This is a genomic window from Ornithinibacillus halophilus, from assembly GCF_900129485.1.
Classification (GTDB): domain Bacteria; phylum Bacillota; class Bacilli; order Bacillales; family Amphibacillaceae; genus Ornithinibacillus; species Ornithinibacillus halophilus.
Window position 1 is genome coordinate 1 of record NZ_FQVW01000033.1, and the last position, 18,016, is coordinate 18,016.

17 protein-coding genes are annotated in these 18,016 nt (G+C 37.5%); 10 read left to right on the forward strand and 7 right to left on the reverse strand.

The annotated features are described in order from the left end of the window. Window positions 1–287: 287 nt before the first annotated feature. Window positions 288–1,073, reverse strand: coding sequence for a Cof-type HAD-IIB family hydrolase (locus tag BUB12_RS12315; RefSeq protein WP_072891225.1), 786 nt, complete (start codon window positions 1,071–1,073; stop codon window positions 288–290). 345 nt (window positions 1,074–1,418) lie between these two features. Further along, entirely contained in the window at window positions 1,419–3,116 is a 1,698-nt protein-coding gene (locus tag BUB12_RS12320; protein WP_072891226.1) for a M3 family oligoendopeptidase, read from the reverse strand. Between the two features lie 150 nt (window positions 3,117–3,266). On the opposite strand from BUB12_RS12320, the gene BUB12_RS12325 reads away from it, so the two are divergent. Then, window positions 3,267–3,713, forward strand: a complete 447-nt coding sequence (locus BUB12_RS12325; protein ID WP_072891227.1) for a hypothetical protein — start codon at window positions 3,267–3,269, stop codon at window positions 3,711–3,713. 111 nt (window positions 3,714–3,824) lie between these two features. Here the strand turns inward: BUB12_RS12325 and BUB12_RS12330 are convergent, their stop codons facing one another. Continuing rightward, window positions 3,825–5,024, reverse strand: a complete 1,200-nt coding sequence (locus tag BUB12_RS12330; RefSeq protein ID WP_072891228.1) for a dicarboxylate/amino acid:cation symporter — start codon at window positions 5,022–5,024, stop codon at window positions 3,825–3,827. A 232-nt stretch (window positions 5,025–5,256) separates the two neighbouring features. On the opposite strand from BUB12_RS12330, the gene BUB12_RS12335 reads away from it, so the two are divergent. Further along, window positions 5,257–5,532 carry a hypothetical protein gene (locus BUB12_RS12335; RefSeq protein ID WP_072891229.1) on the forward strand — a complete coding sequence of 92 codons (276 nt, stop codon included), beginning with the start codon at window positions 5,257–5,259 and terminating at the stop codon, window positions 5,530–5,532. A gap of 49 nt (window positions 5,533–5,581) precedes the next feature. On the opposite strand, the gene BUB12_RS12340 is transcribed toward BUB12_RS12335, so the two are convergent. The 4 genes from BUB12_RS12340 to BUB12_RS12355 all read right to left on the reverse strand — a co-directional run bounded on the left by BUB12_RS12340 (window position 5,582) and on the right by BUB12_RS12355 (window position 8,668). Beyond that, the gene (locus BUB12_RS12340) at window positions 5,582–6,436 is read right to left on the reverse strand and encodes a CvfB family protein (protein ID WP_072891230.1); all 855 of its coding nucleotides are present in this window, start codon (window positions 6,434–6,436) and stop codon (window positions 5,582–5,584) included. A gap of 384 nt (window positions 6,437–6,820) precedes the next feature. Then, window positions 6,821–7,435 carry an ABC-2 transporter permease gene (locus BUB12_RS12345; protein WP_072891231.1) on the reverse strand — a complete coding sequence of 205 codons (615 nt, stop codon included), beginning with the start codon at window positions 7,433–7,435 and terminating at the stop codon, window positions 6,821–6,823. Between the two features lie 2 nt (window positions 7,436–7,437). Beyond that, window positions 7,438–8,289, reverse strand: a complete 852-nt coding sequence (locus BUB12_RS12350; RefSeq protein WP_072891232.1) for an ABC transporter ATP-binding protein — start codon at window positions 8,287–8,289, stop codon at window positions 7,438–7,440. 1 nt (window position 8,290) lies between these two features. Next, complete coding sequence (locus BUB12_RS12355; RefSeq protein WP_072891233.1) at window positions 8,291–8,668, reverse strand: GntR family transcriptional regulator; 378 nt, start codon at window positions 8,666–8,668, stop codon at window positions 8,291–8,293. A gap of 179 nt (window positions 8,669–8,847) precedes the next feature. On the opposite strand from BUB12_RS12355, the gene BUB12_RS12360 reads away from it, so the two are divergent. The 8 genes from BUB12_RS12360 to BUB12_RS12400 all read left to right on the forward strand — a co-directional run bounded on the left by BUB12_RS12360 (window position 8,848) and on the right by BUB12_RS12400 (window position 18,015). Beyond that, complete coding sequence (locus BUB12_RS12360) at window positions 8,848–9,744, forward strand: AEC family transporter (protein WP_072891234.1); 897 nt, start codon at window positions 8,848–8,850, stop codon at window positions 9,742–9,744. Window positions 9,745–9,908: 164 nt separating this feature from the next. Continuing rightward, window positions 9,909–10,586: a GntR family transcriptional regulator gene (locus tag BUB12_RS12365; protein ID WP_234982703.1), complete on the forward strand. Its 678-nt coding sequence runs from the start codon at window positions 9,909–9,911 to the stop codon at window positions 10,584–10,586. 195 nt (window positions 10,587–10,781) lie between these two features. Then, window positions 10,782–11,702 (forward strand): 2,4-dihydroxyhept-2-ene-1,7-dioic acid aldolase, encoded by a 921-nt coding sequence (gene hpaI, locus BUB12_RS12370; protein WP_072891236.1) that lies wholly within the window; start codon window positions 10,782–10,784, stop codon window positions 11,700–11,702. A gap of 22 nt (window positions 11,703–11,724) precedes the next feature. Continuing rightward, entirely contained in the window at window positions 11,725–13,215 is a 1,491-nt protein-coding gene (hpaE, locus tag BUB12_RS12375; RefSeq protein ID WP_072891237.1) for a 5-carboxymethyl-2-hydroxymuconate semialdehyde dehydrogenase, read from the forward strand. A 12-nt stretch (window positions 13,216–13,227) separates the two neighbouring features. Further along, window positions 13,228–14,688, forward strand: a complete 1,461-nt coding sequence (gene hpaB, locus BUB12_RS12380; RefSeq protein ID WP_072891238.1) for a 4-hydroxyphenylacetate 3-monooxygenase, oxygenase component — start codon at window positions 13,228–13,230, stop codon at window positions 14,686–14,688. A 660-nt stretch (window positions 14,689–15,348) separates the two neighbouring features. Then, on the forward strand, window positions 15,349–16,332 hold the full coding sequence (gene hpaD, locus BUB12_RS12390; RefSeq protein WP_072891240.1) for a 3,4-dihydroxyphenylacetate 2,3-dioxygenase: 984 nt from the start codon (window positions 15,349–15,351) through the stop codon (window positions 16,330–16,332). Window positions 16,333–16,361: 29 nt separating this feature from the next. Then, on the forward strand, window positions 16,362–16,841 hold the full coding sequence (locus BUB12_RS12395) for a flavin reductase family protein (protein ID WP_072891241.1): 480 nt from the start codon (window positions 16,362–16,364) through the stop codon (window positions 16,839–16,841). A 31-nt stretch (window positions 16,842–16,872) separates the two neighbouring features. Then, complete coding sequence (locus BUB12_RS12400) at window positions 16,873–18,015, forward strand: Leu/Phe/Val dehydrogenase (protein ID WP_072891242.1); 1,143 nt, start codon at window positions 16,873–16,875, stop codon at window positions 18,013–18,015. Window position 18,016: the final 1 nt, after the last annotated feature.

The window sequence follows — 18,016 nt, forward strand, 5'->3', positions numbered from 1 at the left end:
TCGAGGAAGGGTCTCGATGCCCGTAGCAAAAAATAGAGGTTCTACGGTAATCGAGGAGAGCTCTCGATGCCCGTAGCAAAAGAAACAGAGGTTCTACGGTAATCGAGGAAGGGTCTCGATGCCCGTAGCAAAAGAAACAGAGGTTCTTCGGTAATCGAGGAGAGGTCTCGATGCCCGTAGCAGAAGAAATAGAGGTTCTACGGTAATCGAGGAAACCAACGCATCCTTGACACAATCAATTTAATCTGAACAAGTTAAAAAGGCAGCCGATGAGGTTGCCTTTTTACTTATGAAATAATATTCAGTTTCTTTAATCCATAATAAATACCTGATTTTTCTACTGTAGTTGTTTGATGTTTTGCATAGTTTAGCAGGTCTGGATTTGCGTTTCCCATTGCAACCCCTTCACCAACTGCTTGTAGCATTTCTTTATCATTCATGCCATCTCCAAAGGCAATCGAATTTTCTTTATGAATCTGAAGTTCACGTAACACCCGTTTTATCGCTTGTCCTTTATTCACGGTCGTCCGAATAACATCATAGCAGCGGCGTACCCCATCTATATTAACCTGCGAAAGAAGGATGTCATCATCAAATTCATAGAGTGTAGTATCTTCTGGATCCATATTAATGATTGTCATGCCTAGAATATTTTCCAAAATATCTTCATTTACACGATTATTTTTGTGGAGATTAAAAATCTTGATGAAACGGTCAATTTCTGGAGTATTGAGAGTGGTAAAGTAATTTCTTTCATTTGTATACATCACGAGTTCATGGTTCTTTTCAGAAGCTATATTAATAAATTTCTTAACTATCGAGCTGTCCATCGGTTCATTAATAATTGTGCGATCTTGGTAGGTAGCATAAGCTCCGTTATAACCAATTAAAGATTGAATACCTAAATCTTCTGCCAAATCGTCAATTTCATGTATAGGTCTACCTGTTGCAAGAAAAACTTCCAATCCCTTTTCTATAGCTTTTGTTATCGCTTCTTTAGTTAAGGCAGTATAAGTATGGTCTGGTTTTAAAATCGTTCCGTCTATATCAAGAAAAAGAATATTGTATGTCATTGCAATCTCCTTCAGTTGTATTATTCATCGATAGTGTATCACAAAAATTGACAGATTTATATGAGAGTTACCGAGCAAAAGTAAGTATGTATGCAAAAAATCTGAACAGATGAAGTATAGAACTTCATCGTTCAGATTTTTTATAAGTATATCTCAGGATTTCACTGTAATTTAATTCTAAGATTACTCAAAACTAGCGTAAGAAATACACGAAGACTCCTTCGGGAGGAAAGGCATAGGTAAGACCCCACAGGGCGAATGCCCGAGGAGGCTTACCAGCCGCCCGAGGAAAGCGAAGTGTATTTCTGAAGCGATAGGATTCTTTCAGTACAGTTTTAGAAAATATTACAACGCTTTGTCATCGACTGAATCAAGCCATTTTTCGATTTCGTCGACGATAGATTCTACAGTTCCTTCTTCAAAAGGAGACTTAAGATTAGCTGCTTCAACCAATCCAAGGAACGGCTTAGAACCACCTAGTTTACAAAGTTTTAGATAGTCATTCCAAGCTTCTTCACGATTTTCACGGGATCGTTTCCAGAATTGGAAGGCACAAATTTGCGCTAGCGTATAATCAATGTAATAGAAAGGCACTTCATAAATATGCCCTTGACGTTGCCAAACAGCTCCAGATTCCCAGTAAGGAATGCCTTCGTAATCGCGATGTGGAAGGTAAGTTTCTTCTAACTTCTTCCAAGCTTGTTTACGTTGTTCTGGAGTCCACTCAGGATTTTCATACACGAGATGCTGGAACTCATCAACAGCAACTCCGTACGGTAAGAAACGAAGTCCACTTGCTAAATGAGAAAACTTATATTTATCTGTGTCCTCTTTAAAGAATAACTCCATCCAAGGCCATGTGAAAAATTCCATACTCATTGAATGAATTTCTGCAGACTCATGTGTTGGCCAAATATATTCTGGTATTCCAATGTTACGACTAGAGTACACTTGGAAGGCATGACCTGCTTCATGGGTAAGAACATCGATGTCACCAGAAGTTCCATTAAAGTTAGAGAAAATAAATGGCGACTCATAGTCATCAATAAACGTACAATATCCACCAGCTTCTTTTCCTTTTTTCGCTTCTAAGTCCATTAAGTTACGATCAAGCATATATTGGAAAAATTCTTTTGTTTCCTCAGAAAGTTCTTCATACATTTTCTTCCCATTTTCAATAATCCATTCTGGAGAACCTTTTGGTGTTGGGTTACCTGTCTTGAACTCGAAGTTTTCATCATAAAACTTCAATGAATCAACACCGATTCTTTCTGCTTGCTTTTTATATAACTTAGACACTAATGGAACGATTACGTCACGTACTTGCTTACGATAAACCTCAACCATTTTAGCATTGTAATCAATACGTGTCATTCGAATATATCCAAGTTCAACGAAATTTTTGTACCCTAATGTAGTTGCAATTTCATGGCGAACTTTCACCAATTGATCATAAAGGTCATCAAACTTTTCTGCGTTTTTCTCAAAGAACCCAGAACTTGCTTGGATAGCCTCTTTACGTACATTTCGGTCTTTATCTTGTGTAAATGGTCCAAGTTGAGCTAACGTGTAAGTTTTACCTTGAAAGTCAACTTCAGCAGATGCCACAAGCTTTGAGTACTCGGACGTTAGTTTATTTTCTTTTTGAAGTAGGCTAATAACTTCAGGAGAAAATGCTTTAATCTGGTAATCTGCCAAATCAAAAAGCTGTGCGCCCCATTTTTCTTCTAACTCTTTTCGGAATGGAGTTTTTACTAGTTCTTTATAAAAATCAGTATCTAGCTTTTGAATTTCAGGGGTAACTTCATCCCAAAAGTCACGTTCTTTTTGATAAAATTCATCATTTGTATCGATGGAAGCTCTTATGTACACCAAGTTAAATAATGTTGACATTTTATTACGAGCTTTATTAATTTTTTCAATGGCCTCATTTTGTTCATCTATGGTCGTGGCATTTTTAAAACGGTTTAACAACTCCTGAAATGCATTTTTTTCTTCCTCTAGGTTGGGACGTTTATATTCATAATCTTGAAATGTTAACATATTCTTCCTCCTTTATAGATTCTATTATACGACATTTTTTCTGTATTTCCTCTCATAAAATTAAAATAATAGTAATTTTTCGTAACATAAGACAACTTAACTATACAGTATACATAATAATAGCAAATACAATAGGGAAGGGGAGTTCGAATGGGGCTATTCCGTAATTTGTTTAAGAAGCAAGAAACGGAATTGGTGGATTATAAGGGGCAGTTAGAAGCAATCATGGAGGAGTTACATGTAGAAACTTGGTTTAGAGATATTGTAATGGAAGAGATAGAAGAAGCAGAAAGACATGTTGAACTTGAGTATATGGAAGGGTTGTTGCAAAGGTGGGCAAATGAAGGGAAAGTTCCTGCAAATTTTGAAGAAGTATCGTTTCTAAAAGAGATCTATCAGCAGTATAGTGAGTGGGTTCAGGAGATGTCCGAACTTCACTACGAGGTACGAATTTCAGAAGAAAAAAATATGGAATCTTATTTGAATGACCTTGGAATCCCCTACACAACATTAAGATCGTTAGAATTAAAAAGAACATACTTTGCACTGAAATGTGAATTTCTTAATGTCATTAGTCAAATATCATGGAGAGAGTAGAGAATTGTTGATAGTAAGTCATGCAAAATGGAGTAGTTGATTATTTCTATAAAACATTTAAGAAAAAAATCCATCCCATATAATTATAGGATGGATTTTCTTAGCTTCCATTTAGGCGGCCTGGGCATCGTGTTTCTTTTCTGATGCGTCCACAACCACACTGGCAGATGCATCTCCCATAACATTGACGGAAGTACGCATCATGTCTAGAATACGGTCAACCCCAGCAATTAGTGCAATTCCTTCTAATGGTAAGTTAACAGCAGCTAATACCATCGTCAACATGACCATACCAGCACCTGGAACACCTGCTGTACCAATTGAAGCTAAAGTAGCAATTAAGGCTACTGTTAGGATTTGTGCAAAGGATAGCGATTCACCGAAATATTGGGCAATAAAGACAACCGCAACCCCTTGGTAAATAGCTGTACCGTCCATATTAATCGTTGCTCCCAATGGTAAGACGAAACTACTCGTATCTTTAGATACACCAAGATTTTCTTGTGTGTTCTTCATCGTTACTGGTAAAGTCCCAGAACTGGAGCACGTACTAAAGGCAACGGTTGCCGCTGGAAAAATCCCTTTAAAAAACTGAACAGGACTAAGTTTTCCAAGAGATTTAACACCAATTGAATAAACAACAGCTGCATGAATAATACAGGCAATAAGAACAGCTAGTATTAACTTTATGAGAGGCAGCAGTACGGCAGCCCCGTATTCACCAACTATTGGTGCAAGTAACCCAAAGATACCAATCGGAACAAGCTTCATCACTAGGCCTGTAATTTTGTACATGATCTCTGCCAAACCTTCAAAAAATCGTTCGACAGGTCGAGCCTTTTCACCAACTAATTTTATACCGATTCCTAAAAATATTGCGAAGAAGATAATTTGAAGAATATTTCCAGTTGCAAGAGATTCAATTGGGTTGGTAGGTATAATATTTAATATTGTATCAATAACACTTTGTGTTTCTGGTGCTGATGCTTCTTCTTCAACGGTAACATCTAGTCCTGTACCAGGAGAGATGATGTAAGCAACAACTAGGCCAATAGAAATTGCAGCAAAACTTGTGACTAAATAATAAGAAATGGTTTTACCACCAAGACGGCCTAATTTTTTAACATCTCCAGCACTTGTAACCCCTACTATGATAGTAGATAAAATTAATGGAACAATGATAAATTTAATTAAGTTTAAAAACAAATCCCCAAGAGGTTGTACATAACTAGCACGTTCTCCAAAAATTAAACCAATAATAATAGCTAATACAAACGCGCCAACTATTTGATAAACAAACCTTTTACTCATGTTAACACTCCTTTTTTATTGATTTTAGGATAGAAGCTCACTGTGTTTATATTGCGAAAATTCCCTCCTTTCATATTAATGTTTTAATTATCTCAAAATATGAAAAAATTGGCAATATTAATTTTCGGTAATATAGGCGTATTAGAATCCATTCCGTTGACTTTTAGTTGATTCGATTGTAGACTAGATTTTAAATATATAAAATTAAAAATATTATTAATGAGGTGAGGTCATGGTACAACCGGTTCTAACAATAGGAGCCGTTTTAGCTGTGATTTTGGTTGTGCTTGGATTTGTATTATTGAAAGGCTCGAAATCTCAGTACTTACCATATTATCCAGGAGCAGTAATTTTTGGAAGTGGGTTAGTCTTTGTTGTACTAGCTCCAATGGTAGAACGCATGTTTATTATGGATGCATCACTTGGTGGATGGGGAATAGCATGCTTATTTGCAGCAGGAATTGGACTAATGGTAACTGCTGTTAATGACGTATTCGTACGTACATGAGTAAATAAAGAAAAGCGCAAAGCTCACTCGGGCTTTGCGCTTTTTAATCCTACCTTAAGAATGTTTTTCCCTCTTTTTGTTCAATTTTTCCTTCTTTCATTAACTTTCCTAGTGCACGTTTAAAGGCTGCTTTACTAATATTAAATGTCGCTCGAATTTCATCTGGGTCACTTTTATCATTAAAAGGGATAACTCCATCATGATCTTCTAAATGGTTCAAAATTGCTTGGGCATCATCAACCATTCCATGCTGTTTCAATGGACGAAGAGAAACATTCAGCGTTCCATCAGGTTTTACTTCAATAACCCTTCCATTAACTAACTCCCCGAGACGTGGTTCTTCCTTACGTTCGGAATGGTGAATGAAGCCACGATACCACTCATCAGAAACAATGGCAGTGCCTTCTCGACTTGTAAGATAGACTCTTCCAGAAAAACTCTGATTTAATAATTCATCCGGAGCTAGTTCAACTTCTCTAGCAATTACGCCTTCAGTAGCAGGTATTGCTAACAATCGGCCTTTACGATCTTTTCCAAGGGTAACAAATAATTTATCGCCAACTTTTGGCCATACATTTTCATATAAAGGTAAGTCATCCTTTGAGATGAGTATCTCTTTTGTTGTACCGATGTCAACAAATGCTCCAAGATGTGGGAGAACTTCTTTTACTTCTGCCCAGTCATATACATCCACCACAACAGTTGGAAGCACAGTCGTAGCAATTACGTTTCCTTTTTTATCTAAGTATAAAAATACTTCTACTTCTTGCCCTACTTCTAATTCAGTTTCTGTTTCATTATGATGTAACAGTACTTCCTGCATGTCATATTTTAATACATAGCCTGTATCAATGGTTCGATCAACAATTAATGTTTGGATTGTTCCAATTGGTAATGTATTCATACCTAAAACCTCTTTCTTATGTATTGGAAAAGGGGTACCTCATTAAAAGAGTACCCCTTTGATTATAAAGTAACACATTCATTTTTAATTTTATCAAATTTAAAGGTGAATCATGGAATACTTCACCATAACCGCGGTCTATGTTCCACTGGTAAGAATGTCTAGCTTCAGTTCCCTAAACGGTCACTTACGCTTTTCTTACATGTTCTCTAACTTAAGCAACGTAAGCCCTACCTGCTCTTACGTCCTTGCAACCCTATAGTCGCGCCAGTGTGAATAAGCATCTTCAAAAACATTGCAGAATGCCAGAATTGAATTGTTACTTTAGTAACTTATCTATAATCTCATAAGTGGACAAGTTTGTCAAATTAATTTCTTTGACCCTTATAAGATATCTCTTCTAGAAAAGATCCACACTGACAGTTTGTAAGAAAAGAATAAGAATAATAATGCACATGCAGATAATAGTAAAATATTACTAGTAAATGAATTATTAGTATACCAATCAGCAACCGGACTAACGGATAATGCTCCTACAACCATTGCCATAGTAAATAAAGAACCTAATATCCCAATAAACGACTTATTAAAACTCTGAAAAAAATAATAGACTGGTAATGTTACTGCAATCGTTAAATAAATTAAGGACAAAATAATCAGGACTTCGTTTGGTATTATTTCAACATCTTTGAGAATTGGAGATTCTGGTCCCCCTAATAGGAAAAGAAAAATCACATAGATTAATATAGATGAAGTAGCTAAAATGACTAAATATAAATATCGTGCTTGCACAATTTGTACTTTACTAACAGGAATGCTCACCAAATATTTATTAATACGATTTGCAGAGTCAGAATATATCCCCTGAATGATAAAACCAATGATAATCCATGATAAAGTATAGGGGCTAAAGGAAGCAATAAAAGGAATGATGATAATGAAAAACACATATAAATAAGCTGGATTTAATGTAAATTCCTTTTTCAGTAGTGATGTCATGGTTAGTTCTCCTTTCTTGTCATGTAATACATAATATCTTCGAGTGTAGCTTTTTCGATAACTAGTTCATTTTCATAGTCTTCAAAAATAGAAAGGTCTCCTTCAAATAATCCGGTGAACCCAACATGATTCATTTGAATTCCACTAAATATGCCCTTTGTATCGGCATCAATTAAATCTTTATTTCCTTTTATAATGTGGAAGTTTTGATTGATTTCCTCCATACTCTTCTGAAGAGCAATCTTTCCTTTATAGATAAAAATAATGTAATCGGCAATTCGGTCAAGGTCCGTAGTAATATGAGTGGACAAAAATATCGTTTGATTTTCACGTACCATCAATTCTTGAAGCAAATCTAGCAGCTCTCGTCGGAAAATCGGATCGAGTCCTGCAGTTGGTTCATCCATAACAATAAATTCAGGTTCGTGACTTAATGCAAATAGCAGCGATGTTTTCATTTTCATCCCTTTAGAAAACTTATTGATTTTCTTTTTTAATGGAAGTTCAAAACGAGTGAAGTGTTTTTGAAACAATTCCTCATTCCATGACTCATACAACGGAGCAATGAATTTTTTCATTTTAACAATCGTAAACTCTTCATACATGTATAAATCATCGTAAACAAAACCAATTTTTTGTTTGATGGTGTGATTTTTGTGTGAGGTACCAAATAATTGTATATCCCCATCATCGATTTGCAGAATATCCATCATCATCTGTATTGTTGATGTTTTACCGCTTCCATTTGGACCGATAAATCCAGTGACATATCCAGATGGAATAGTCATATTTAAATTTTCAATGGTAAAATCTTTACGTTTCTTTGTGACGGAATGGAATTCAACGGCATTCATCTTACACATCTCCCTCAAAATATATATCGATTAGTTCTTTTATGTCATTCTTAGAAAGCTCAAGTCGTTTAGCCTCCTGAACAATTTTTTCAATTTCATTTTCTAGCTCTCTTAATTGCCATTCTTTTAATACGTGTGGTTCCTGTCCTGCAACGAAAGTTCCTTTTCCAACAACAGAAATCAAATAACCTTCACTTTCCAGATCCTCGTATGCTCTTTTTGTCGTAATGACGCTGACCTTTAATTCTTTGGCAAGTAAACGCATAGATGGAAGCGCATCTCCTGCAACGAGCTCCCCCGAATAGATATGTTGTTTGATTTGTTCTTTAATCTGTTGGAAAAGAGGTTCTTTACTATTGTTCGATATAAGAATATTCATAGCAAAACCCCTTAATCATTATTGTGTATATACAATATATACAATATACACACGTAAGTCAAGAATATATTTAGAAAAAAATGGGATTGTAAATTAGATTGAGAAATATTGATAGTCTCGTAGGAAGGTAAAAATTATGATACTATTAAAAAATATAATGACGAAAATGGGGTAGCAAAATGGGGTTATTTTTTAATGTGATCGTACCTGTAATTGCCGTGTTTGCAGCAGGTTATGTATTACAAAGAATCTTTCACTTGGATACAAAATCAATTGCAACAGCATCGATCTATGTGTTCTTACCTGCACTGGTATTTACGCAATTGTACGAGGCTGAATTTGATCAACGATACACGGTCGTACTTGTATATGCGATTATTCTTTTAGTCGTCATGATCGTTATTAATAAGATTTTTAAACTACTATTTAAATGGGAACAATCAGTGGAGAGTGCATCGATTTTAACTTCTGCTTTTATGAATGCAGGTAACTATGGGGTACCAGTTATTTTATTTGCAGTAGGGGAAGAGGCATTACCTTATGCTGTATTTTTCATGGTAATACAGACGATGTTTATGAATTCCTTCGGGGTTTATTATGCTTCGAGAAGTAAAAGTGGTTTTCTAAAAGCTTTAAAAACAATTTTTCAATTACCAGCTACATATGCAGCAATTTTAGCGTTTATTCTACAAAATATCACCTGGGAAATACCAAATTCTGTTTATTCAACCTTATCTATGTTAGGGGATGCAGCTATACCAATTATGATGGTACTGCTAGGGATGCAATTAGCTTCCATAACTTCTATTAAACTGAATTGGAACGTTATTCTATCCTCTTTATCAGCTAGAATGGTAGTTTCTCCGTTATTAGCTGTTGGATTTATTTTTCTCTTAGATTTAGACCCAGTCATAGGTGCAGTATTGGTCATTCTATCTTCCATGCCTAGTGCAGCGACAACAACAATGTATGCCATTCAATTTGATACAGAGCCTGATTTAGTATCAAGCATTACATTAGTAACAACGTTGTTCAGTGTGGTTTCTGTAACAGTGTTGTTAAACTTTATTGTATAAATTGGAGAGGAAACAATGGGGTTATAATAGTATAATTTACACAAGAGGAGCTTGATAAATCATGCTTCTCTAGTATTGAATGTACTAAAACCCCTATAAAATTTGTTTTTAGGAATAGTTTTCTGAATATTGACATCATATATTATTTTCTATATGATGTAAGTATGATGAAGAGAGAAAATAAACAACAAAAAGTATATCGAGTATTAAAAGGAAGGATTATTGAGCGCGAATATGTACCGGGGCAACGGATTGTTATTGACCAAATAGCTAAGGAGTTAAATACAAGCTCGATCCCAGTTCGTGAAGCAATTCGTCAGTTAGAAGCTGAGCGCTTAGTTGTTTACAAACGAAACGTTGGTCCTGTAGTAGCTGAGGTCAATGAATCCGATTATTTGGATACGGTTCGAGTCTTAGCTGTGCTAGAGGGATATGCTACAGCAATGAGTGCTGAAAATACGACAATAGAACATATTCAGCAGCTGAAAGAACTTAATAGTCAAATGGAGGAGGCACTGGAGGATTTTGATATTATTAAGTTTAGTAAATTAAATGCTCGTTTCCACCGTGTACTTTGTGAGCAATGCAATAATCCATATTTATTAGAACAATTAGAAACGACATGGAATCGTTTGGATGCTATTCGTGGAACAGGTTCTACATTATATTCCAAGCGGGTAAAAGAATCGATTCAAGAGCATGCTGCTATTATTAAATTGCTGGAGTCGGGTAATAATGCCGAGTTGTTAGAAAGAATGGCTAGACAGCATAAAATTACTACTGCAGAAAACTTTGAGAAGAGAAGACAAAATTTAATCGAAACCAATACATTACCATCATAGAAGAGAGCTGGAAAATAAATTATTTTCTAGTTCTCTTTTTTAGAGAAAAGGAATCGTCTTCGGGAGAATTGGTTCTTCAATACTTTTGATAATGTTAGACAAATTACCCCCGTTGACATTGTATGTGAAATCATATATGATTTAATTGTTCAGAAAATTATTATTAGTTAATTATATTTAATTGGAGGGAATTGAATGGCTTTTGAAGAAGCAAAACAACGATTTAGAGGCTCCATTGCTCCTGTGATTACCCCATTTAATGAGGATGAAAGTATTGACTTTGAGAAGTTTCAAGAATTGATTAATTGGCAAATTGATAGTGGAAGCCATGCGATATCTGTAACGGGAACTTCAGGAGAGCCAAGCTCAATGTCCATTGAGGAACGAGAACAAGTGATGGAAACGGCCTGTAAAACGGTCAATGGAAGAGTACCATTTTTACCTGGAACTGGAACAACCAACCACCAAGAAACACTCCGCTTAACGAAAGCTGCACAAGAAATGGGGGCAGATGCTGCTATGGTCATTGTCCCTTACTACAACAAACCAAACCAACACGCATTATACAAACATTTCAAAGCAATTGCCGATTCTGTAGATATTCCAATCATTTTATATAACATACCTGGTCGTACTGCTGTTAATTTGGAAGCGATTACAATAGCAAGACTAGCAGAAGATTGTCCAAATATTATTGGAGTAAAAGAATCTAATAAAGATTTTGAACATGTCAATAAAGTTCTTTTGCACTGTGGGAGAGATTTTAATCTTTACTCTGGTATTGAAGTTTTATGTTATCCAATGCTTGCTATTGGAGGGGCTGGCCATATCAGTGCAACAGCTAATGTGGCACCAAGAGAAGTAGCTGAATTATACAACAGATGGGAAGCAGGCGATATCAAAGGAGCTCAAGATCTTCATTATCAAATGATGGCCTTAAACGATGTATTATTCCGTGATACCAACCCAGCACCTGCAAAAACCGCTCTTGGTATGATGGGCAAAATTAAACCATTTTTACGTAAACCTCTAGATATCCCGTCAAAAGAAATCCAAAAAGAAATTAGAGAAACTCTATTATCCTATCAATTAATCTCAGAAGATGTAAAAATTTAATTTTTATCGAAGGAGAGTGAATATGGAACATAGAAAGGTAGAAGATGTTCAACAATACATCAATGGAAAATTTGTAAATGCAGTAAGTGGGGAGAGATTTGAAAATAAAAACCCCTTTACAAATGAAGTAACTAATTTTGTAGCAAAAGGAGATCAACATGATATTGAAGCTGCAGTTTTTGCTGCAGATCAAGCGTTTCGTAAAGGTCCATGGGGGAAGATGAAACTAAAAGAACGGATGAAATATATTGATCGAATTGCTGATTTAATTGAGGAAGAAGCAGAAAAGATTGCTTATCTCGAATCATTAGACTCAGGACTCCCAATTAGTCAAACAAGGAAAATGGCAGCACGTGGTGCAGAGAATTTTCGCTTTTACTCTAGAATGGTGCAAGCTCGCATGCATGGGGATGCTTACCAAGTAGATGAAGATTTTATTAATTATACGGTGTATCAACCACTTGGAGTTGTTGGGCTAATCACACCATGGAATGCCCCATTTATGTTATTGACTTGGAAAGTTGCTCCAGCTTTAGCAACAGGAAATACAGTTGTGTTGAAACCTGCAGAGTTGTCTCCTTTATCTGCAAATACATTAGCAAAAATCATGCATAAAGCGGAATTGCCAGAAGGTGTTTTTAATGTCGTGCATGGATTTGGGGAATCAGCAGGCGAGGCATTGGTTAAACACGACCAAGTAAAAGCCATTTCATTTACTGGAGAAACCACAACTGGAAAAAGGATTATTAAAAACAGTGCAGATTCATTGAAGAAAACATCAATGGAACTAGGTGGGAAGTCCCCTCTAATTGTTTTTGAGGATGCTGACTTTGATAAAGCACTGGATGCAGCTGTTTGGGGTATTTTCTCATTCAATGGTGAAAGATGTACAGCCAATTCAAGAGTCTTTGTCCACAAAGATATAAAAGATGATTTTGTATCAGCGCTTAAAGAACGTGTGGAACAAATTGCCATCGGTGATCCAATGGATAGCAACACGGAACTAGGTCCATTAATTGATGAAGGGCATTATAAAAAAGTGTCAAGTTACATTGAATTAGCAAAAGAAGAAGGTTGTGAAGTTGTCCAAGGAGCGATTCCAGCTGGATTTGAAAAAGGCAACTTTGTACCACCAACATTATTACTGAATGCGAAAAATGAGATGAAAGTGTGTCAAGATGAGATTTTTGGTCCAGTTATGGCAGTAATAGAATTTGAAACAGAAGAAGAAGTTGTGGAAATGGCCAATGATGTTGAGTACGGATTAGCTGGTTATGTGTGGACAAATGATATAAAACGAGGGCACCGTATAGCACAGGCAGTTGATTCAGGGATGTTATGGATTAACTCTCAAAATGTCCGTGACTTACGAATACCGTTTGGTGGTATGAAAGCAAGTGGTATCGGACGTGAGGGTGGACACTTTGCCATCTTTGAATTTTATACAGAACCAAAGGCCATTCATGTTTCGATTGGCGACCATCATATTCCACAATTTGGGAAGAAAAAATAGGAGGGAAAACAAATGCCGGCTAAAACGGGGAAGGAATATATTAATCGGTTAAAGGAAGCAAATAACAATATTTATATTCACGGAGAGCGTGTGGATGATGTAACGGAGCATCCTGCATTTAAAAATGTCATTCAATCTATGGCACATCTATATGATCTACAGTATGAGAAAGAAGATAAAATGCTCTACACCTCACCAACTACTGGGAAAAAGGTAGGAATGACGTTTTTACAACCGAAGTCAGTTGAGGATTTAATTAAACGCCGTGAAGCAATGACAGAGTGGGCAAGAACTTCTGGGGGAATGATGGGACGCTCCCCAGATTATTTAAATGCGGAAGTAATGGCGATGGGTATGAACAATTCGTTGTTTGCTGAAGCAGACCCACGCTTCGCTGAAAATGCACGAAACTATTATGAATATGCTAGGGAAAATGATATTAGCTTAACGCATACATTAATACACCCACAAGTAAACCGTGGAAAAATGCAGCATCAACAAAAGGATGCCAATGTAGCTCTTCATTTAGTGGAGGAGCGCGAAGATGGAATTATCGTGGATGGAATTCGCCTATTAGCTACTCAAGGTGGAATTACGGATGAAATTTTAGTTTTCCCTTCCACTGTGAAAAAGGCTGGAGAATTAGATGATCCATATTCACTAGCGTTTGCAGTTCCAAATAATACACCAGGCTTGAAGTTTATCAGTCGAGAATCATTTGATTATGGGAAAAATGAATGGGATCACCCACTTGGCTCCCGTTTTGAAGAAGGAGACGCAATCGTTTCGTTTGATAATGTTTTTGTACCATGGGATCGAGTTTTTGTATGTGGAAACTCATCGGTATGTAACCGTACGTTCAGAGAGACAAATGCTGTTGTTCATATGTCTCACCAAGTATTATCAAAAAATATCGTAAAAACAGAGTTTGTCCTTGGCGTGGCATTAAGTGTTATGGACGCAATTGGAATTGATCAATTCCAGCATGTTAAGGATAAAGGCACAGAAATTATGCTTACATTGGAAACGATGCGTTCTCACTTATATCGTGCAGAGCATAATGCAAAATTCGATCAATCAGGAACGATGACACCAGATTTCGATGCATTAGACGCTGCACGAAATTGGTACCCACGTATTTTCCCTAGATTACAAGAAATTGTCCGTATATTAGGGGCATCTGGCTTAATGGGAATCCCAACACAAGAAGATTTCAATCATGACGAGATTGGACCAATCATCCATAGAGGACTACAAGGGAAGAACTTGGAAGGGTATGAACGTGTACAGCTATTCCGTTTAGCGTGGGATCTAACTTTGAGTGCATTCGGAGCAAGGCAAATGCATTATGAATACTATTTCTTCGGTGATCCAATCCGTATGGGAATGACATACTTCGATAATTATGACAAAGAAAGTTATAAGGATTATATTAATAATTTCTTAAAGAAATCTAGTGGAGTAAACGTATAAAAGGGTAATAGTGTGCTAGAAAGTTTGGAGGAGTTGGAGAAGGAGAAGGGAAGAGTGCCGTAGTGAGTGTGCTCGTCCGGGGGTGGATTTCGCTCGGCTTGGGGTGGAACTCGCTCCCCGGGTAGTAGAAAACGCTCGCCATGGTGTGAATCTCGCTCGCCCCAGGGGTGAAATTCGCTCCCCGGTAAGAGGAAAACGCTCGCCCCAGGGGTAAACTCGCTCCCTGGGTAGTAGAACTCGCTCGCCATGGTGTGAAACTCGCTCCCCGGGTTGTAGAAAACGCTCGCCGAGGGGTAAAACTCGCTCCCCAGGGCTAAAATTCGCTCCCCGGTAAGAGGAACACGCTCGCCCCAGGGGTAAACTCGCTCCCTGGGTAGTAGAACTCGCTCGCCATGGTGTGAAACTCGCTCCCTGAGTAGTAGAAATCGCTCGCTATGGTGTGAAACTCGCTCCCCGGGTTGTAGAAAACGCTCGCCATGGTGTGAAACTCGCTCCCCGGGCTGTAGAAAACGCTCGCCGAGGGGTAAAACTCGCTCCCCGGTAAGAGGAACTCGCTCGCCATGGGATGAAATTCGCTCCCCGGGAAGTAAAACTCGCTCCACTACACCATAAACAACAGCACACTACAGCCCCACCTAAACCTAAAGGGGGATGGACAGTTTGGATTTTAATATTATTCGTTGTGCTAGGGCTATTTTGCATGTAACAGACCTTGAGGCGTCAAGAAAATTTTATGTGGATGCCTTGGGTTTTATTGAAACAGAGTCTGATGATGGGCATATTTATTTACGTGGTTTGGAGGAACATACTCATCATAGTCTAGTATTAAAGAAGGCTGATCAACCAAATGTTGAGGTACTAGGTTATAAGGTTGCTAGTGAGAAAGATTTGGAAGCTTTAGCTGTGTTCTTTGAGAATGAAGGGCATTCAACGAAATGGGTAGAAAAAGGAGAGCAGCATGCGATTGGTCGTACGTTACGAGTCCATGATAATTCAGGGTTACCGTTAGAGTTTTTTGCTGAGATGGAACCTGTTGAGAGGCTACTTCAACGGTATGATTTATATACAGGGTCACGGATGCAACGTATTGATCACTTTAATTGCATGGTTCCTGATGTTGAAGAAACGTATGCATTTTATCGTGATAAATTAGGGTTTGCCTGTTCGGAATATACGGAAACAGAAGAAGGAAATGTATGGGCTGCATGGCTACACCGGAAACAAAATGTTCATGATGTTGCTTTTATGAATGGGAAAGGTCCACGTCTACATCACATCGGATTTTGGTTGCCAGATCAGTTGTCACTTATTCATACATGTGATGTTCTTGCTTCGATGGGGTATGGAGAAAATTTAGAGCGGGGACCAGGTCGTCACGGATTATCCAATGCCTTTTTCTTATATTTACGGGATCCAGATGGCTACCGGATTGAGTTGTACAGTGGTGACTATTTAACAAGTGATCCTGATTTTAAACCAATTAAGTGGGATATAAACGATCCGATGAGACAAACGTTTTGGGGGCATGCTGCACCAGATAGTTGGTTTAACGAGGCATCAAAGGTGGTAGATATGGATACAGGAAAAGAAAAAGATCTAACGGCAGGAAAATTAAAACAGCATAAGCCAACATTCGTAATTTAAAGAAGTCCTTTTTGAGAGGAGTCAATAATATGGATGATCGTACTTTTCGTACGGCGATGGGTAAATTTGCAACCGGAGTTACCATTGTTACCACTAAAGTTGGTGAGGACATTCATGGTATGACGGCCAATGCGTTTATGTCGGTGTCATTAGACCCGAAGCTAATTTTAATTTCGATTGATGAAAAAGCAACAATGAAACGTTACATTGATCATTCCAATCAATTTGCCATAAGTATTTTAAATGACCAACAAAAAGATATGTCAGCGTATTTTGCAGGGCAAAAGAAAGAAATGAAAGAGGTTGATTTTCATTGGTTTAACGGAATGCCAACGATTGATGGGGCACTCGTTAAATTAACATGTGATGTCGATAATTCTGTTGTAGCAGGTGATCACACCCTTTATATCGGAAAAGTAACAGATGTCGCTATTACTGAAGGTGAGCCACTGGCCTTTTTCGAAGGGAAATATCGGAAAATGGAGGATTACTCCAATATTAAGGAATAGACGCAAAATACTTTTTAGTAGGGGGAAACGTATGAACCCACAAGTAGAGAAATCCACGCACCTAAATCAAGATATTTTTCAAAAGATAGCAGGTCATGAACAAGTCGTATTTTGTAATGACCCATCATCTGGGCTTCAAGCGATCATTGCGATACATGATACAACATTGGGCCCGGCATTAGGTGGAACTAGAATGTATCCTTACAAAAGTGTCGAGGAAGCACTCGAGGATGTTCTTCGTTTGTCAGAAGGAATGACGTATAAATGCGCTGCTGCCGATATTGATTTTGGTGGGGGAAAAGCTGTTATTATTGGAGATCCGAAACACGATAAATCAGCTGGACTTTTCCGTGCCTTTGGTCAATATGTCGATTCATTGAATGGTAGGTTTTATACAGGCACTGATATGGGTACAACAATGGAAGACTTTGTTCACGCGACGAAAGAAACAAACTTTATTAACGGAATTCCCGTCGAATATGGTGGAAGTGGTGATTCCTCCGTTCCAACTTCTCAAGGTGTGATCTATGGTTTAAAAGCAACGAATCGATTTCTGTTTGGCGATGAGGATTTATCGAAACGTACCTATGCAATACAAGGGTTAGGAAAAGTAGGATATAAACTTGCAAACCGACTTTTAGAAGAAGGTGCCAATGTCATTGTTACGGACATTTTTGAAGAGGCTATTACTAGAATAAAAGAACGTGCAAATGAATTAGGGACTACTGTTACCGTTGTGTCCAGTGAAGAAATTTATCGAACAGATGCCGATATTTTTATCCCATGTGCAATGGGTGGCATCATCAATGATCAAACAATTGAACAGTTAAAAGTAAAAGCAGTAGTCGGTTCAGCTAATAATCAATTAAAAAGCAATCACCATGCCAAACGATTACAAGACCGCGGAATCCTATATGCTCCAGATTATATTGTTAATGCTGGGGGATTGATGCAAGTAGCTGATGAACTGTATGGGCCAAACGAAGATCGAGTTTTATTACAGACGAAAACAATCTACCAAACGCTCCTAGAAATCTATGAACAAGCAAATTTAAAATTCATCACCACCTTAGAAGCAGCAGATGAAAAATGTCAAAAACGTCTACAAGAACAACGCCACCGTAATAATTTTTATAGTCGTTCCCGAAGACCAAAATGGGATATTAAAGAGTGAG

Bases quoted from the DNA above. Each gene is read 5' to 3' on its own strand.
- hpaE (WP_072891237.1), top strand. From the start codon at position 11,725: ATGGAACATAGAAAGGTAGAAGATGTTCAACAATACATCAATGGAAAA.
- BUB12_RS12340 (WP_072891230.1), bottom strand. From the start codon at position 6,436: ATGAATACATTACCAATTGGAACAATCCAAACATTAATTGTTGATCGA.
- BUB12_RS12400 (WP_072891242.1), top strand. From the start codon at position 16,873: ATGAACCCACAAGTAGAGAAATCCACGCACCTAAATCAAGATATTTTT.
- BUB12_RS12320 (WP_072891226.1), bottom strand. From the start codon at position 3,116: ATGTTAACATTTCAAGATTATGAATATAAACGTCCCAACCTAGAGGAA.
- hpaI (WP_072891236.1), top strand. From the start codon at position 10,782: ATGGCTTTTGAAGAAGCAAAACAACGATTTAGAGGCTCCATTGCTCCT.
- BUB12_RS12350 (WP_072891232.1), bottom strand. From the start codon at position 8,289: ATGAATGCCGTTGAATTCCATTCCGTCACAAAGAAACGTAAAGATTTT.
- BUB12_RS12360 (WP_072891234.1), top strand. From the start codon at position 8,848: ATGGGGTTATTTTTTAATGTGATCGTACCTGTAATTGCCGTGTTTGCA.
- BUB12_RS12335 (WP_072891229.1), top strand. From the start codon at position 5,257: ATGGTACAACCGGTTCTAACAATAGGAGCCGTTTTAGCTGTGATTTTG.
- BUB12_RS12345 (WP_072891231.1), bottom strand. From the start codon at position 7,435: ATGACATCACTACTGAAAAAGGAATTTACATTAAATCCAGCTTATTTA.
- BUB12_RS12395 (WP_072891241.1), top strand. From the start codon at position 16,362: ATGGATGATCGTACTTTTCGTACGGCGATGGGTAAATTTGCAACCGGA.
- BUB12_RS12365 (WP_234982703.1), top strand. From the start codon at position 9,909: ATGATGAAGAGAGAAAATAAACAACAAAAAGTATATCGAGTATTAAAA.
- BUB12_RS12330 (WP_072891228.1), bottom strand. From the start codon at position 5,024: ATGAGTAAAAGGTTTGTTTATCAAATAGTTGGCGCGTTTGTATTAGCT.
- BUB12_RS12355 (WP_072891233.1), bottom strand. From the start codon at position 8,668: ATGAATATTCTTATATCGAACAATAGTAAAGAACCTCTTTTCCAACAG.
- hpaB (WP_072891238.1), top strand. From the start codon at position 13,228: ATGCCGGCTAAAACGGGGAAGGAATATATTAATCGGTTAAAGGAAGCA.
- BUB12_RS12325 (WP_072891227.1), top strand. From the start codon at position 3,267: ATGGGGCTATTCCGTAATTTGTTTAAGAAGCAAGAAACGGAATTGGTG.
- BUB12_RS12315 (WP_072891225.1), bottom strand. From the start codon at position 1,073: ATGACATACAATATTCTTTTTCTTGATATAGACGGAACGATTTTAAAA.